At 61.9% G+C, this 16,112-nt stretch carries 10 protein-coding genes and 1 pseudogene; 2 read left to right on the top strand and 9 right to left on the bottom strand.

The window, feature by feature from the left end:
• Nucleotides 1-7 precede the first annotated feature (7 nt).
• The 3 genes from infB to rimP all read right to left on the bottom strand — a co-directional run bounded on the left by infB (nucleotide 8) and on the right by rimP (nucleotide 4,557).
• Nucleotides 8-2,722, bottom strand: coding sequence for a translation initiation factor IF-2 (gene infB, locus AAAX31_RS06540; RefSeq protein ID WP_006234040.1), 2,715 nt, complete (start codon nucleotides 2,720-2,722; stop codon nucleotides 8-10).
• Nucleotides 2,723-2,813: 91 nt separating this feature from the next.
• Nucleotides 2,814-4,061, bottom strand: a complete 1,248-nt coding sequence (gene nusA, locus AAAX31_RS06545) for a transcription termination factor NusA (RefSeq protein ID WP_006234042.1) — start codon at nucleotides 4,059-4,061, stop codon at nucleotides 2,814-2,816.
• A 1-nt stretch (nucleotide 4,062) separates the two neighbouring features.
• On the bottom strand, nucleotides 4,063-4,557 hold the full coding sequence (gene rimP, locus AAAX31_RS06550) for a ribosome maturation factor RimP (RefSeq protein WP_349076615.1): 495 nt from the start codon (nucleotides 4,555-4,557) through the stop codon (nucleotides 4,063-4,065).
• A 369-nt stretch (nucleotides 4,558-4,926) separates the two neighbouring features.
• Here rimP and AAAX31_RS06555 point away from each other — a divergent pair, with 369 nt between their 5' ends.
• On the top strand, nucleotides 4,927-5,499 hold the full coding sequence (locus AAAX31_RS06555; protein WP_349076617.1) for a hypothetical protein: 573 nt from the start codon (nucleotides 4,927-4,929) through the stop codon (nucleotides 5,497-5,499).
• 104 nt (nucleotides 5,500-5,603) lie between these two features.
• On the opposite strand, the gene leuS is transcribed toward AAAX31_RS06555, so the two are convergent.
• Together leuS and AAAX31_RS06565 are read right to left on the bottom strand one after the other, a co-directional pair.
• Nucleotides 5,604-8,180: a leucine--tRNA ligase gene (gene leuS / locus AAAX31_RS06560; RefSeq protein ID WP_217107848.1), complete on the bottom strand. Its 2,577-nt coding sequence runs from the start codon at nucleotides 8,178-8,180 to the stop codon at nucleotides 5,604-5,606.
• A 370-nt stretch (nucleotides 8,181-8,550) separates the two neighbouring features.
• On the bottom strand, nucleotides 8,551-10,062 hold the full coding sequence (locus tag AAAX31_RS06565) for an IMP dehydrogenase (protein ID WP_006234046.1): 1,512 nt from the start codon (nucleotides 10,060-10,062) through the stop codon (nucleotides 8,551-8,553).
• A gap of 193 nt (nucleotides 10,063-10,255) precedes the next feature.
• Here AAAX31_RS06565 and AAAX31_RS06570 point away from each other — a divergent pair, with 193 nt between their 5' ends.
• Nucleotides 10,256-10,600, top strand: a complete 345-nt coding sequence (locus tag AAAX31_RS06570; RefSeq protein ID WP_349076619.1) for a LysR family transcriptional regulator — start codon at nucleotides 10,256-10,258, stop codon at nucleotides 10,598-10,600.
• A gap of 100 nt (nucleotides 10,601-10,700) precedes the next feature.
• Here the strand turns inward: AAAX31_RS06570 and AAAX31_RS06575 are convergent, their stop codons facing one another.
• The 4 genes and pseudogenes from AAAX31_RS06575 to AAAX31_RS06590 form a co-directional block, all read right to left on the bottom strand.
• Nucleotides 10,701-11,726 (bottom strand): PLP-dependent transferase, encoded by a 1,026-nt coding sequence (locus tag AAAX31_RS06575; RefSeq protein ID WP_349076621.1) that lies wholly within the window; start codon nucleotides 11,724-11,726, stop codon nucleotides 10,701-10,703.
• Between the two features lie 96 nt (nucleotides 11,727-11,822).
• Complete coding sequence (locus tag AAAX31_RS06580) at nucleotides 11,823-13,364, bottom strand: glycoside hydrolase family 32 protein (RefSeq protein ID WP_349076624.1); 1,542 nt, start codon at nucleotides 13,362-13,364, stop codon at nucleotides 11,823-11,825.
• A gap of 106 nt (nucleotides 13,365-13,470) precedes the next feature.
• Nucleotides 13,471-14,898, bottom strand: a pseudogene (locus tag AAAX31_RS06585) (PTS transporter subunit EIIC).
• Between the two features lie 157 nt (nucleotides 14,899-15,055).
• The gene (locus AAAX31_RS06590; RefSeq protein WP_226814287.1) at nucleotides 15,056-15,904 is read right to left on the bottom strand and encodes a LacI family DNA-binding transcriptional regulator; all 849 of its coding nucleotides are present in this window, start codon (nucleotides 15,902-15,904) and stop codon (nucleotides 15,056-15,058) included.
• Between the last annotated feature and the right edge of the window lie 208 nt (nucleotides 15,905-16,112).

The following is a 16,112-nucleotide window of genomic DNA, read 5'->3' on the forward strand; positions in this document are numbered from 1 at the left end:
CTACCCCCTACTCGGTACGGGCAACCTGGTCGATGCGGTAACCCTCGATCTGGTCGCCGGGCTTGATGTCCTGGAAGTTCTCCAGGCCAATGCCGCCCTCGGAACCGCTCTTGAGGCTCTTGGCCTCGTCCTTGTAGTGGCGCATCGAGGCGATCTTGCCGTTGAAGACCACGATACCGTCGCGCACCAGGCGCACGGAATCGGTCGCGGCGATCTCGCCCTCCTCGACGCGGACACCGGCGGCGATACCGACTTTGGGCACCTTGAAGGTGTCAAGGACGGTCGCGGTACCCGTGGCGACCTCGACCTCGGTGGGCTTGAGCATGCCGATACGGGCGGCGTCGAGCTCCTCGAGGCACTTGTAGATGACGTCGTAGCAACGGATCTCGACGCCCTCGCGCTCGGCGGCGGAGCGGGCCTTACCGTCGGGACGGACGCCAAAGCCGATGATGATGGCGTTGGAGGCGTCGGCCAGGACCACGTCGGTCTCGTTGATGGCGCCAACGGCGGAGTGAATCGTGTTGATGCGAACCTCGGACTGATCCATCTTGTCGAGCGAGTCCTGAAGGGCCTCGATGGAACCCTGGACGTCGGCCTTGATGATCAGGTTGAGCTCCTTGACCTCGGCGTCGGCGATGGTCTCGAAGAGGTTCTCGAGCGTGACGTGCTTGACGCGGCTCTGCTCCTCGATACGGGCCTTGAGCGAACGCTCGTCGGCAAGGGCGCGAGCCTCGCGCTCGTCCTCAAACACGCGGAACTCGTCGCCGGCGTTGGGCACGGACTGCAGGCCCAAAATCTCGACGGCGTCGGAGGGACCGGCCTCGGTGACGGCGCGACCCTTGGGGTCGAGCATGGCGCGGACGCGGCCGTAGGTAAGGCCGGCGACCAGCGTATCGCCCACGTGCAGGGTACCGCGGGTCACGAGCACGGTAGCGACCGAGCCGCGGCCCTTGTCGAGCTTGGCCTCGAGGACGTTGCCGGAGGCAAAGGTGTCCGGGTTAGCCTTGAGCTCGAGAACGTCGGCCTGAAGCAGCACGGTCTCCAGAAGGTCGTCGATACCGATCTTCTGCTTGGCCGAGATGTTGACGAACATGTTCTGTCCGCCCCACTCCTCGGGGATGACGCCGTACTCGGTGAGCTCCTGGCGCACGCGGTCGGGGTTGGCGCCCGGCTTATCGATCTTGTTGACGGCGACGACGATGGGAACGCCGGCGGCCTTGGCATGGTTGATCGACTCGACCGTCTGGGGCATGACGCCGTCGTCGGCGGCCACGATCAGAATGACGATGTCGGTCACCTTAGCACCACGGGCACGCATAGCCGTAAAGGTGGCGTGACCCGGGGTATCGATAAAGGTGATCTTGCGGTCGTTGATCATGACCTGCGAAGCGCCGATGGCCTGCGTAATGCCGCCCGCCTCGCCGGCAGCAACGCCGGTATGACGGATGGCGTCGAGCAGCGACGTCTTACCGTGGTCGACGTGGCCCATGACGGTGACGACCGGGGCGCGCGGCTTAAGGTCGGCGGGATCGTCGTAGAACGAGAAGGTGTTCTCCTCCTCGGGGGTGATGATCTTAATCTGACGGCCCAGGTCGTCGGCGACGAGCTCGACGAGGTCGTCGGACATGGACTGCGTCATGGTGAGCGGCGTACCCAGCAGGAACAGGCGCTTGATGATGTCGTTGGCCGGAACGTCAAGCGCCTCGGCAAGCTCCTGGACGGTAACGCCCTGGGAGACCTTGATGGCGTCGAGGTCCTCGGGGTTCACGCCCTGGGCCAGCGCCTCCTCTATCTTGCGCTCCTCCTGAGCCTTGGCAGCCTCGCGTTCGCGCTTCTCCTTGCGCTTCTTGCGGCGACCGGTGGACTCGCGAGAGGCCTCCTCGACGGCAGCACGAGCCTCCTCGAGCACCTTCTCGCGGCTGTACTCCTCGGCCTCGCGAGCCATGCGGCTGTAGTGGTCCTCTTCGTTGTTGTGACCGCCCTTGCGCTTCTTGCCCTTGCCCTGCTTATCGGGGTTGGGGAAGTCCATGCCGGCAGCGACGTTGTTGCTGGCGTTGGTGCGATGGCTGTGCGGACGGCTCTCGGAGGCATTGCGCTCGGAGTTGTTGTCGGAAGCGTTGCGATCGTTACGACGGCCACCGCGGCGGTCGTTATTGCCGCCACGACGGTTACCGCGCTCTGCGGCGCGCTCGGCCTTGGCCTTGTCCTCGGCGTCCTTCTTCTCCTTGAGCACGGTCTCCTGTGCGGCGATCTGGTCGAGCAGCGAACGGAAGCGCGAACCGGAGTCGGAAGCGGGAACGGCGCGGCGCTGGGCCTCGCGGGCAGCCTCCTCCTTCTCGCGGGCAAGACGCTCCTGCTCGGCCTTCTTCTTAGCCTCGGCCTCGGCGCGGGCGGCCTCCTCGGCAGCCTGGGCTGCGGCAAACTGGCGACGCTCCTCCTCGCGGGCCTTCTCGGCGGCGATGCGCTCGCGCTCGGCCTCGGCGGCGCGAGCGGCCTCCTCGGCGGCAGCTGCCTGCTCCTCGGCCTGCTTGGCGGCCTCGACTTCCTGGGCGCGGGCCTCGATCACCGAGGCGAGCTGCTTGCGGACCATGGCGACATAGGCGTCCTCCAAGGTGGAGGAAGCGGACTTAGCGGGAATCTTCATATCGGCGAGATGACCCATCAGTTCCTTAGAGGTCATGCCGAACTCTTTGGCCAGGGTGGACACACGGACTTTTGCCATATGACTTCACCTACCCTTTCTGGCACCTTGGGTGCCTAGAGACTGAACGAGCGTGGGAGACGCGCCGGGACCCGCCCGGCGCAACCGCGCGCTAGATCAGGTCCTCCGCATCATCGAAGGCGTCGGTGTCGTGGACACCGCAGAAACGGGAGCCGGGACGAGCCTGGTTGCGGCACTGGATGCCGTCCTCGGACACGTACTCGCAGCGGCGGACGTCCTCGTCCTCCTCGTCACCGATCAGGTCGGCGGCGGGCTCCTCGTGAACGGGAACGTTCTTGAGGATGTCGGCGGCAAGCGTCTCGGACTTGATGTCGATGTGCCAGCCGGTAAGGCGCGCGGCGAGGCGGGCGTTCTGGCCCTCCTTGCCGATGGCGAGGGACAGCTGGTCGTCGGGCACGATGACGCCGGCGTAGGCCTTCTCCTCGTCGATGAGGACGCGGGTGACCTTAGCGGGCGACAGGGCGTTGGCGACATAGACGGCAGGATCGGCATCCCACAGGATGACGTCGACGCGCTCGCCACGGAGCTCGCCCACGACAGCGCGAACACGGCTGCCCTTGGGGCCGACGCAGGCGCCCACGGGATCCAGACGATCGTCAAGCGAGTGGACGGCGACCTTGGAGCGCTGGCCGGGCTCGCGGGCGATCGACTTGATCTGGACGGTGCCCTCATAGATCTCGGGCACCTCCTGCTCAAACAGACGACGCATGAGCTCGGGGTGGGTACGGGAGATGACAATCGGCGGACGGCTGTGCTCGCCGCGAACCGGCTGCAGGTTGGAGTTGGGGTCGCGAACGTCGATGATCACGGCCTTGATGTGCTGGTTGTGCAGGTAGCGCTCGCCCATCGGACGCTCGTTGCGCTCGTTCTCGTAACGACGCTGGTCGAAGTGCGGAAGCTCGGCCTCGACGCCCTCGCGGATCTTGACGATCGTGAAGTCGGGCGTGGACTGCAGCACGGTACCGCTGATGAGGTCACCGATGCGGCCGGAGAACTCCTCGTAGATCTGCTCGCGGGCGGAGTTACGCACAATGGCGTTAATCTCGGCCTTGGCGTGCTGGGCAGCGATGCGGCTCGTGTTCTTGGGAGTGACGTCGATCTCCTCGAACTCGGTGAAGTTGCCCTCCTCGTCCATGGAATCGTCGATCGGCTCAAGGCGGTAGACGTAGATCTTGCCGGTGGTGCGGTCGATGGTCACCTTGGCGCCCCACTCAAGATGCAGAATCTCGGCATAGCTCTTGGCGAGCGACTGCTCCAGGCGGTCGATCAGGTAGAGCTGGTCGATGTGCTTCTCCTGGCAAAGCTCCATCAGGGCGGACATCATGTCGGATGCTGCCATCTTACTTTCCTTCCTTCGCGGGCTTGAAGTCGTAGGTGGGCTTCAATTTGCACTTTTTAACATCAGAGAAATCGAGGGTAACGGACTCGCCGTCCTCGAGCTCGAGGGTCACGTCGGCCTCGGTGGCGGCGGCAATCTTGCCGGCGTACTTGCGACGGCCCTCGGTGGCGGTGGAGGTGAGCTCGCAGTTCTCGCCCACAAAGCGGGCAAAGTCGCACGGGCGGCGCAGCGGGCGCGCCATACCCGGGCTCGACACCTCGAGCGTATAGCTCGAAGAGATGGGGTCGAGCTCCTCAATCACATCGCCGACCCACTTGGTGTTGGCCGTGACGTCGTTGAGCGACAGGCTCTGACCCTCGGCACCCTCGATACGCACGCGCACGCAGGGGGCCTTGGTGGCACCCACGAGCTCGACGTCGACGATGTCGATATCGTGCTGGGGAGCGACGGCCTCGAGCGCGTCGATGATCGCCTGCTCGGTCTTGGTCTTGACCATTGCGGCACCTCCATCCATACAAAAAAGAAGCGGGGCCGAAACCCCACTTCTTTCAATTACAACTTCATTTGCAAGCAAACTATACCAATAGCTGCGGAAACGTGCAAGCACAGTACGAATCTGCAGGTCAGCGTGCGCACAGCTTCTCCACAAGAATAGGACAATTGGACTAAAGACTCCATGAGGCAAGCGTCCGAGGGTCCAAGAACGGGCCATGCGTCCCAATCCACAGGCCCGTTCGGACCCCAAGGGCATTCCTCCCCGAGCCCCTATCGATCAGACTTACGTTAAGGGGCATTCTGCAACAAGCCAGCCAGCAAGTCGCGCAACGACGAACCTTTCGAGATCCTTTACGGTAAGGAGGCACCCATGAAACGCCTAGGCACCCTCTGCATGACTGCGCTCGCCATCGCAACGTGCTCGTTGACCCTCGTGGGCTGTGGCAAAACGAACAGCAAAACCGGAACATGCGAACCGGATCTTGGCAGCACCAAAGCCATCGAGAAAACCGAACCCCCGGCGAGCTTCGACAAAATAAACGAAGACATCGTCGATCCCCAGGGCCTGGGTCCCGATTCCCAAGAACAGCTCCCCATCGACCTTGAGGCGGACGAGAACGTCCATGTTACCTGCGTGGGCAAGGACACCGACGGCTACGGGGACGCCGCGCTCGTCTTTACGGTGTCCAACAACACCGGTGTCGACATGATGTTTGGCGATGTGGACTCCTATGCCTACGTCAACGGCGTGGTCCGCGACGTACACATGCGCCAACCGGTCGCCGCTGGAGAGGAAACGCGCGCCATGCTCACCTTTGTGGGCACCTTCGACGATCCGGACTTTGATGTGAACAACGACCTCAACGACATCTACCTCAACATTTGGATGTTCGAAGAGGCAACGGGCAACGTTTACTTTAGGGACCTGGTACACATCCCATAGAAAACGTTGCGACGCAATGACTAAGCAGGGCTAAAAACACAAGACGAGGGACGACCCAACTGGATCGCCCCTCGTTCATTGCATGTCAGCTATGCGCGCAGTGCTTACTTGACCACCAGGTTGACCAGCTTGCCGGGCACGCAGATGGCCTTGACGACAGTCTTGCCCTCGGTCCACTTAGCGACAGCGGCCTCGGCGGCAGCCTGCATTTCCTCGTTGGAGGCATCGCGGGCCACGTCGACGCGGCCGCGGACCTTGCCGAGCACCTGGACCACGATCTGCACCGTGTCCTCAACGGACTCGGCCAGGTCGAACTCGGGCCAGGCGGCGGTGTAGGCGTTGCCCTCGCAGCCGAGCGCCTCGTGCCACAGCTCGTCGGCCCAGAACGGGCAGATGGGGGCAAGGACGCTCACGATATCCTTGGCCACGCCGTAGCACAGCGCCTTGTCGCGGGCGGTACCCTCGGTGGCGTTGAGGTAGGCGCTCGCCGCGTTGACGAGCTCCATGACGGCCGAGATGGCGGTGTTGAACTGGCCGCGATCGAAGTCCTCGGTGCACTTGGCGATGGTGCGGTGACGCTCGCGATAGAGCTTCATCGCGACCTCGTCGAGCGCGGACTTGTCGAAGGCCACGTTGGCGTCGCCGGACTGGACGAGCTGCCAAACGATACGCCAGGCGCGCTTGATGAAGCGGTTGGCGCCCTCGACGGCCTTGGGATCCCAGTCGAAGTCCTTCTCGGGCGGGGCGATAAACAGGATCGCCAAACGCATGGTGTCGGCACCGTAGGGCTCGATAACCGAGCTCGGGGGCACGACGTTGCCCTTGGACTTGGACATGGTGTCGCCGTTCTCGTCCTTGACCATGCCCTGGCACAGCAGGTTGGTGAAGGGCTCGTCCACACTCAGCAGACCCAGGTCGCGCAGTGCCTTGGTAAAGAAACGGCTGTAGAGCAGGTGCAGAATGGCGTGCTCGATGCCGCCGATGTAGTTATCGACGGGCATCCAACGGTCGGCGGCTCCCTTGGAGAAGGGCAGCTCGGTGTTGTGCGGGTCGGTATAGCGCAGGTAGTACCAGCTGGAGCAGGTAAAGGTGTCCATGGTATCGGTCTCGCGCTTGGCCGGGCGACCGCAGACCGGGCAGGTGGTCTCGTAGAACTCCTTGCACTCGGCGAGGGTTTCGCCGGCGCCCAGGTCCAGGTTCTCGGGCAGCGTCACCGGCAGCTGATCCTCGGGCACGGGCACGATGCCGCAGTGCTCGCAGTGGATAGCCGGGATGGGGTTGCCCCAATAGCGCTGGCGACTGATGAGCCAGTCGCGCAAGCGGAACTCGACCTTGCGACGGCCGCAGCCCATGGCCTCGAGATCGGCCACGATGGCAGCCTCACCCTCGGAGTGCTTACCGCCGCGCATGCCAGTGTACTTGCCGGACTGGACGAGCGTGCCCTCGGCAGCGTGAGCGCAATCCCAGTCGACGGTCTCGGCATGGAAGGTATCGATGCTCTCGCCGCTGGCCTCGACGGCAGCGCGATCGTCATCGTCCAGGATGATCGGCACGATCGGCAGGTCGTACTTACGGGCAAACTCAAAGTCGCGCTGGTCGCCGCAGGGAACGGCCATGACGGCACCGGTACCGTAGTCGGCAACGACATAATCGGCAACCCAAACGGGGACCTTCTCGCCGTTGACGGGGTTTACCACATAGCGGCCCGTGAAGGCACCGTGCTTCTCGAGGGTGCCCTGGGCACGCTCGACGGCAGAGATATGCTTGGAGTCCTCGACGATCTTGGTGACGGCCTCCTCGTACTCCGTGCCCTCGACGAGCTCGTGCAAGCCGGCGTACTCGGGAGCCAGGACAAAGAAGGAAACGCCAAAGAGCGTATCGGCACGCGTGGTGAAAACGGTGATCTTGCCCTCGTCGCCCTCGATGGGTTCGCCATCCTGGTCGCACAGGGTAAAGTCGACCTCGGCGCCCTCAGAGCGACCGATCCAGTTGGCCTGCATCTGCTTGACGCGCTCAGGCCAGCCGGGGAGCTTCTCCAGATCGTCGAGCAGCTCCTGGGAGTACTCGGTAATCTTGTAGTACCACTGCTCCAGGTCGCGCTTCTCGGGCTCGGTGCCGCAGCGCCAGCACTTACCCTCGGTAACCTGCTCGTTAGCCAGAACGGTCTTGCAGGTGGGGCACCAGTTGACCGGGTTCTTCTTACGGTAGACCAGGCCCTTTTCCCACATCTTCTCAAAGATCCACTGGCCCCAGCGGTAGTAGTCGGGGCTGCAGGTCTTGACCATGCGATCCAGATCGTAGGAGAAGCCCATGCGCTTCATCGTGGCGAGCGCCTGGTCCATGTTCTTATACGTCCAGGCGGCAGCCTGCGTGTTGTGCTTGATGGCGGCGTTCTCGGCGGGCAGGCCAAAAGCGTCAAAGCCGATGGGATGCAGCACGTCGTAGCCACGCATGCGGGCCTGACGGGCCATGGCATCGCCGATAGTGTAGTTGCGCGCGTGGCCCATGTGCAGGTCGCCCGACGGATACGGGAACATCTCGAGCACGTACTTCTTGGGCTTGCTGTCGTCGGTGTCGACGGCAAAGAGGTTGGAGTCCTCCCAGGCCTTCATCCACCTGGACTCAATGGCCTGCGCGTCGTAGACAGGAATCTCGTCCTTATGATCTGTGCAATCGCACATATCAGCTCCTTTAATCTTAGCTGGGGTCGGTCGGCTTAGCTTTATTCGCTACTGCGGACAGTCCTGCGCAAGACGAAGAGCACATTAAGTGCTCTTCTTTGCGTGCGAAACTTGTAGCGAACAAAGCCAAGCCGACCGACCCTAAGGTTAACTTGACTGATGATAGCAAATACGACAAGCGAGATGCCTGCGACTTGCGGGCATCTCGCTTTATCTAAATAACGTGGTTGTGAATCAACCGCTAATTGTTACCCGCCCAAGCATGATCGGGTTTTCCAAGTGCCGCAGATTGCCGTGAAAGAGGAGCGACGCGTACTTTGGTACGCGAGCGACGGTTTGAACGGCAAGGTGCGGTGCTTGGGAAAGCCGCTTAGCGATAGCTGACGCTTTGCTGGGAGTCCTTGACGACTACGTCGTGGGCGCCGCCTTCGACGATCGAGGTCGAGCTGACCAGCGTTAGGCGTGCCTTTTCCTGGAGCTCGGGGATCGAGAGGGCGCCGCAGTTGCACATCGTTGACTTGACCTTGTAGAGCGTGCCGCCCACGCCGTCCTTGAGGGAACCGGCGTAGGGAACGTAGGAGTCGACGCCCTCGACGAAGCTGAGCTTCGCGGCACCGCCCAGGTCGTAGCGCTGCCAGTTGCGGGCACGTGCAGAACCCTCGCCCCAGTACTCCTTCATGTACTGACCGTTCACATTGACGCGCTCGGTCGGGCTCTCGTCGAAGCGGGCGAAGTAGCGGCCCAGCATCATAAAGTCGGCACCCATGGCAAGGGCGAGCGTCATGTGGTAGTCGTAGACGATGCCGCCGTCGGAGCACACGGGCACGTAGACGCCGGTCTCCTCGTAGTACTCGTCGCGAGCGCGGCAGACGTCGATCAGCGCGGTGGCCTGGCCGCGGCCGATGCCCTTGGTCTCGCGGGTGATGCAGATGGAGCCGCCGCCGATACCGACCTTGATGAAGTCGGCACCGCAGTCGGCCAAAAAGCGGAAGCCCTCGGCGTCGACGACGTTGCCGGCACCGACCTTGACGTCCTCGCCGTAGTTGGCGCGGATCCACTCGATGGTGCGCTTCTGCCACTCGCTGAAGCCCTCGGAAGAGTCGATGCACAGGACATCGGCGCCGGCCTCGATGAGCAGCGGCACGCGCTCGGCATAGTCGCGGGTGTTGATACCGGCTCCGACCATGTAGCGCTTGTCGTTATCGAGCAGCTCGTTGGGGTTGGTCTTGTGGCTGTCGTAGTCCTTGCGGAAGACAATGCCCATGAGGTGATCGTTGTCATCGACGATAGGAAGGGCGTTGAGCTTGTTGTCCCAAATGACGTCGTTGGCAACCTTGAGGCTGATATTCTTGTCGCCTACGATGAGCTGCTCACGCGGGGTCATGAACTCGGAGACCTTCGTCTGGTGGTCATCGCGACTGGGGCGATAGTCACGGCTGGTGACGATGCCCAGGAGCTTACCCTTGGGAGTGCCGTCGTCGGTGACCGGCATGGTGGAATGACCGGTCTTCTCCTTGAGCTCGATGACCTGCTCCATGGTCATGTCGGGGGTCAGCGTGGAATCGGACTGAACGAAGCCGGCCTTGTGATCCTTGACGGCCTTGACCATAGCGGCCTCGGACTCGGCGCTCTGGGAACCGTAAATGAAGGACAGGCCACCCTCGGTAGCGAGCGCGACACCCATGTCGACGCCCGAGACGGACTGCATGATGGCGGAAACCATGGGGATGTTCAGGGTGATTGCCGGCTTCTCACCGCGCTTAAAGCGGGTCAGCGGCGTCTTAAGAGAGACGTTGTTGGGGATGCACTGCGAGGACGAGTAACCAGGGACCAGCAGATACTCCGAAAACGTGTGGGACTCACCGGGAAAGAACGTAGCCATGTTTCTCCTTTTTCCATGCGACCGGTCGGCTGCAGGCCTCGTAGGACCCAGCCCAACCTTGGGCGCCCAATACTGGGGAAGTATCTTAACGCACTTTGACTGCTACAATGCATGATTTAAGAAGAGCACATGAGGGTTTGACGCAGGCCTTGCGTTTGCCCAGCAAACACTTTAGCGGGGAGACGCGGAGCACATGGAGTACAAGACGACGGCAAAGTTGGTCATTCAAGCGTGCGACAAGGATCTGCCGGGCGTCTTCGGCCACGGCTGCGTCTTGCTGCTGCAAGGTATCGCCCGCGAGCACTCGCTCAACCGTGCCGCCAAGAGCATGGGCATGGCATATTCCAAGGCCTGGCGCATTGTGAACGAAGCCGAAGGTCAGCTTGGCTGCAAGCTCATCGAGCGCGACGGCGCCCGCGGATCCACGCTCACCCCCGCCGGCGAGCGAGCCGTAGCGGTCTACGAGGAGCTGCAGGCCGACATCAACAACGTCATCGCCAACAAAGCAAACGACCTCATCGCCAGCATCAAAGAGTAGCCAATTTGAGACGGGGCTTTATAGCCACACAACCCCTTCTTATAAGTTGCGGTGAAATAGGGACTGTTTATGCGGTTAAAGCCGTAAATCAATCCATATTTCACCGCAACTTATGAAGTTGAGGATGATTTAGCTGGTTGCGAAGGGCGTTGTCTAGGGTGGCCGCAACTACCAAGGGGTTGTCGGTGCCGGCGAAGAGGCGGATGGTGCTCCCCTGATTGCCGCGTGGGGCCGAAAGACGCGTCGTTGCGCCGCCGGCAGGCGATGTGCGAAACTCCCCCGGCAAAGCGTCGAACAGCTCTCCTGCGCTAAGCTCGATAAGGTCAAACTCAACTGCCGGGCCAAAGCCGTGCTCGAGGATTCCCGTTGCAACCGCATGGTCGGGATGCGAGGTCAGTCCGGGGTAGCGCACGTCGCGCACCATCTCGTTGGCGGCCAGATACTCGGCCAGCGCACGGGCGCGGTCGAAGTGTGCCTGCATGCGGGTATCGAGCGAGGAAAGACCACGCTCAAGCACGTCAACCTCCTCGACAGACAGGTCGAGTGCCAACGCATCGCAGCGCTCAAGCAGGGCATATGCGCACTCGGCAGCGGCATCCACACGATGGCGCTTGAGCTGCGAGCGCGCCACCGAAGCGGCAACGAGCTTGCGCGGTGACTTACCAGCACACACGCGGTCGAGTGCCTCGAGCGACAGCACGGCACCCAAGCGCAACGGATCGCACCCAAAGACACCAGCCACGGTATTATCCACCACGAGCAGCGCGCGGGCATCGCGAGCCGCGCGACCCAGGGCGCGAAGATCGGGCACGCGCAGACCAAACCCGCCGATAGAGTTGACGAACCACCACAGGTGCGGACCCTCGGCATCAAACGAAACATCAAAGCCCTCGGATGCGGCGGCAAACGCCTCGGCGCACGGATCCCCCACCAGCACAACATCGCAGCCATCAAAGCCGCACGCAAACGCATCGGCAAAGTCGTCCGCAAAGGCCACCAGGCGGTCACCGGGGCGCACAATCCCCAGCTGAGACAGCGCCGCCGGCACATGCGAAGCCACGAGCAACCGCGCCTCACGCGCGCCAGCCCTTGTAGCCCAGGCCTCTTCTAGCTGCTGTACATCCACAAGACACCGTCCCTTCATAAGCAAAAACCCACGATGCGAATGTTTCCCGCATCGTGGGCAACGGCTGAAGTATAGCGCCGATATGCGACGAATCGCCTAGATGTTGAGCGTGTGATAGTTCACGCTCGCACCCGGAGCGTCGACGGTCACACCATAGGACTCGGGATAGATGCGCGTCGAAAACGCGAGCGAGCCATCGTTCACAAACACCTCGACCGACGAGACATCGCCAACAATGCGCACGTTACGAACCTCGTCGACGGGCTCCCACCGTACGGAACGACCGCAGCCGGCAGAAGCGCGGCTCTCATCGGTAAATCGCATCTCAAAGCGCGCGGGCAGTTCGCCCTTGGCAGGCACAAACGACAGCTTCAACTCGCCATCAACGATCGCGGTAAACGCGCCGTCGACACCGTCAACAACAACGTCAAAGCAGGTATCGCCGGCAACCTCCAACGAGCCCGCCCCCACACGCACCGAGGCATAATGACGCTCGATCTCGCGCGCCGGCTGCTGCAGTACCACGCCGCCGCCACCGGCCGTAAGCTCGCGCGGCACCGTCATGCAGTGCTGCCAGCCACACGCCACGGTCGGTGCGTTGCCATAGGTCGGCTCATCGGGCATGCCCATCCAGCCGATCAGAATGTGGCGACCGTCCTCGGACGTAAACTCCTGTGGAGCATAGAAGTCAAAACCGGCGTCCCACAGGCGGAACTCGCCCAGCTCATAGGCACCGTCACCGCCGGTAATGTCGCCCGCTACAGGCATGTAGCCAGCAGCGTATACGTTGCCGCGGTCCCAACGGCCGCCTTCGAGCCCCTGGGGAGAAAAGGACAGGAACTTCGCCGGTACACCGCCATCCGCCTCAAGCTCAAGGTATCCCGGGCACTCCCACATAAAGCCAAAACGCTCGGGCGTAGACACACGGCTCTCGAGCTCCCAGCTCAGCATATCGGCCGAGCCATACACCAGGATCTCGCCCACATCACGCCCGGCGCCCTCGCCGTGCATCGCACAAAAACGGCTCTCGACATGTGGCCCATCCACGCGACGACGCGGGCCCAGCACCATGTGGTAACGCCCGTCCGCGTCACGCCACACCTTGGGATCGCGCACGTGGCAAGTCAAATCCTCGGGGTAGTCCTCGGACGCCAGCACCACGCGCTTTTGGCTGAACTCCCGACCGGCAAGGCCATCAACGCTCTCGACATAAACAGTATCGGCGCGGCGGCCGGTATTGACGTAGTCGTACGTGCCGTCTGCATCGGAAAGCTTAACGTTGCCCGTGTACAGCACGCGAATGCGGCCGTCCTCGGCAAGCGCGGAGCCCGAATACACACCGTGGCAATCGAACGGCTCATCGGGCAGCAGCGGGGCGCCAACGTAGTCCCACGTCATAAGGTCGCGACTCGTCGCATGGCCCCAGACCTTAACGCCACCCTCAACATCAAACGGCGCATACTGAAAATAGGCATGGAACACGCCGCCCGCCTGGCAAAGACCGTTGGGGTCGTTGAGCCAGCCCGCCGGCGGCATAATATGGAAGTGCTGGCCATACGCGCCATGGCCGCATTCAGAGGCGGCAGCGTCAACAGCGGCAACCAACTTTGCAAGGTCGCGACCAAGTGCATTAGACATATCAAAGTCCTAACGGATCGAAAGTAACAAGGCGCCAGAGATCGGCACCAGATACGGGAAACGCCCGCGAGCATACAACCCGCGGGATCCCCTCAATCAAAAGCTCTTAGGCCTGCTCGGAAGCCTTGGGCTCGTCCTGATACAGGACAAACGAGACGACAAAGGAAACAAGCGCGGCGACCGCAAACATGATCGCGTACTGCACGGGCTGGGCCAGGCACAGCAGGATACCGAAGATGCCGGTAACGCCCGTACCGGAAGCGGCAAGCGAGGTGAGCGCGCAGACCAGGGCGCCGCAGCCGCCGCCGATGCAACCGGCGATGAAGGGCTTAAAGAAGCGCAGGTTCACACCAAAGATGGCCGGCTCCGTAATGCCCATGAAGGCGGACAGGGCCGAAGGAAGTGCCAAACCCTTGATCTTGGCATCGCGGGTCTTAAAGGCAACGGCGAGCGCGGCGCCACCCTGGGCGATGTTGGCGGCACTGGCGATGGGCAACCAGTAGGTCACGCCGTACTGGGCGAGCTGGCCCAGGTCGATGGCGGTGTACATCTGGTGGATACCGGTAACGACCGTGGGGGACTAGAACAGGCCGACGATAAAGGAACCGATGCCGAAGGGCAGGGTGAGCAGGGCCTAGATCAGACCGAGGATGGTGTTCTCGGCCCAGACAAAGACGGGGCCGACGGCAACGAGGGTCACGAGCACGGTCACGAACACCGAGACGAGCGGGGTCACAAAGAGGTCGAACATCTCGGGGACAACCTTGTGGAGTCGCTTCTCGAGGAAGGCGAGAATGGCGCAGGCGATAACGATGGGGATCACGTGGCCCTGATAACCGACCCACTCAAAGCCGTACACGCCGGGAATGACGGTGACCATGGTCTGCACGCCCTCAGAGGCAACCGTGTAGGCGCTCTGCAGCGAGGAGTTGATGAACGCACCACCGACGACGGCACCCAGGTACGGGTTGGCGCCAAAGGCCTTAGCCGCGGAGTAGCCGATCAGGATCTGCAGAATGCCAAAGGACGTTCCCGAGACCAGGTCGGCAATCTTGTAGATAAAGTTATTGGTGTCGAGCGCGATAAAGCCGTTGGAGGCCATAAAGTTGAGGGCACTCATAATGCCCAGCAGCAGGCCCGAAGCCACGATGGCGGGGATGATGGGGACAAAGACGTCGCCGAGCACCTTAATGGCACGCATAAAGATGTTCTGCTGCTGCGCCGCGGCCTCCTTGACCTCGGCCTTGGTGGCAGCCTCGACGCCGCTGAGCGCAATGAACTCGTCGTAGACCTTATTGACGGTGCCAGTGCCAAAAATAATCTGGAGCTGGCCCTGGGCCTCAAAGACGCCCTTAGCGCCATCGATATTCTCGAGGGCCTCCTTGTCGACCTTGGCGTTATCGGCAATCACCAGGCGCAGACGCGTGGCGCAGTGCGCGGCCGAAACAACGTTGCCGGCGCCACCGATGTTGTCGAGCACCTCTTGCGCTGATTTGCGGTAGTCCATGACTTCCCTTTCCTCCAACGGGCGCATGTGCACCCGGCCATCTTTGACACTTACGCTGTAATCGTTTTCAGTTTCATTTGTCTGTAATCGTTTTCATAGTAGGGTGAACGGTAGGAAAAAGCCGGCGAATGGTAGTTTTATGGCAAAAACAGGGGCCTCAGAGGCAGGCAGACGTGCCCAGAGCCTAGACATTCATAAGCTGATGGCCGAGCTTGATCGTCTTGAGACCGCGCTTCCCCTCCACGCCATCGAGCGTGTCAAGCAGCATGCTGGTGGCCTCGACGCCACTGGTCAGATACCCATAATGCACAGTAGGAATGCCGCCCGTCAGCGCGCGCAAAAACGCGTTGTCGCCAAAACCGCTCACGCGGTGTATGCCCTCGCCCATGCCGCGAACCTCATCGATGGCACGCAGCGCGCCCGCCGCCATGGTGTCGGTCGCGCAGGCGATAAACGAAACATCGGGAGCGACGGAAAGCAGCTCACGCGCCGCACCATAGCCCGAGTCGAGCGTAAACGAGCCCAGGCGAATCAAGGCGGCATCGAGCGGGTTACCCGCGGCGCGCAATCCCGCCTCAAAACCACGACGGCGGTCATAACCGGCCGCACGGTCTTCCTCGGTAACACCGATATAGGCAATCTTGCCCTCAACATGCTTCGCGAGCGCCTGGCCCAGCTCAAAAGCGGCCTCGTAATCGTCGTGATAGACGCAAGCCGCGCCCTCGACGTTTTGGCCGATCAGCACAATGGGCACATGGCAAGACGCAATGGCCGCACGATGTTCATCGGTGATCATGGTCGCCACGAGTACGATGCCATCAACCGGGTGATTTTGGAATAAATCGAGGTACTCGAGCTCGCGATCGGGGGCGTTGTCGGTATTGGCGAGCAGCATCTGGTAGCCACGGCGACCGAGCACCTGGCCAATGCCGGCGGTAATGCGGCTAACGGATTCCGAGTTAATCTTGGGCACGATGACGCCGATGAGTTTGGTGGAGCCGGTGCGCAGCGCGCGAGCCTGGCTGGACCGCACGTATCCGGTCAGCTCAATCGCCTGCTTAATGCGTTCGGCCTTTGCTTATGTGTGATAAAGAAGCAATAGAAGTGCAAAAAATTTGGCTCTGTTAGACCATAATTGACATATAGGTGATGCCACCGTGGTATAATGGAATTGTTAACCACGGCATTGGAGCAGATATGAACGCCGAGGATCTGGTCATCACCCTCAAGAAGAATATGGC

The organism is Collinsella sp. CLA-ER-H5 (assembly GCF_040092375.1).
Taxonomy (GTDB): Bacteria; Actinomycetota; Coriobacteriia; order Coriobacteriales; family Coriobacteriaceae; genus Collinsella.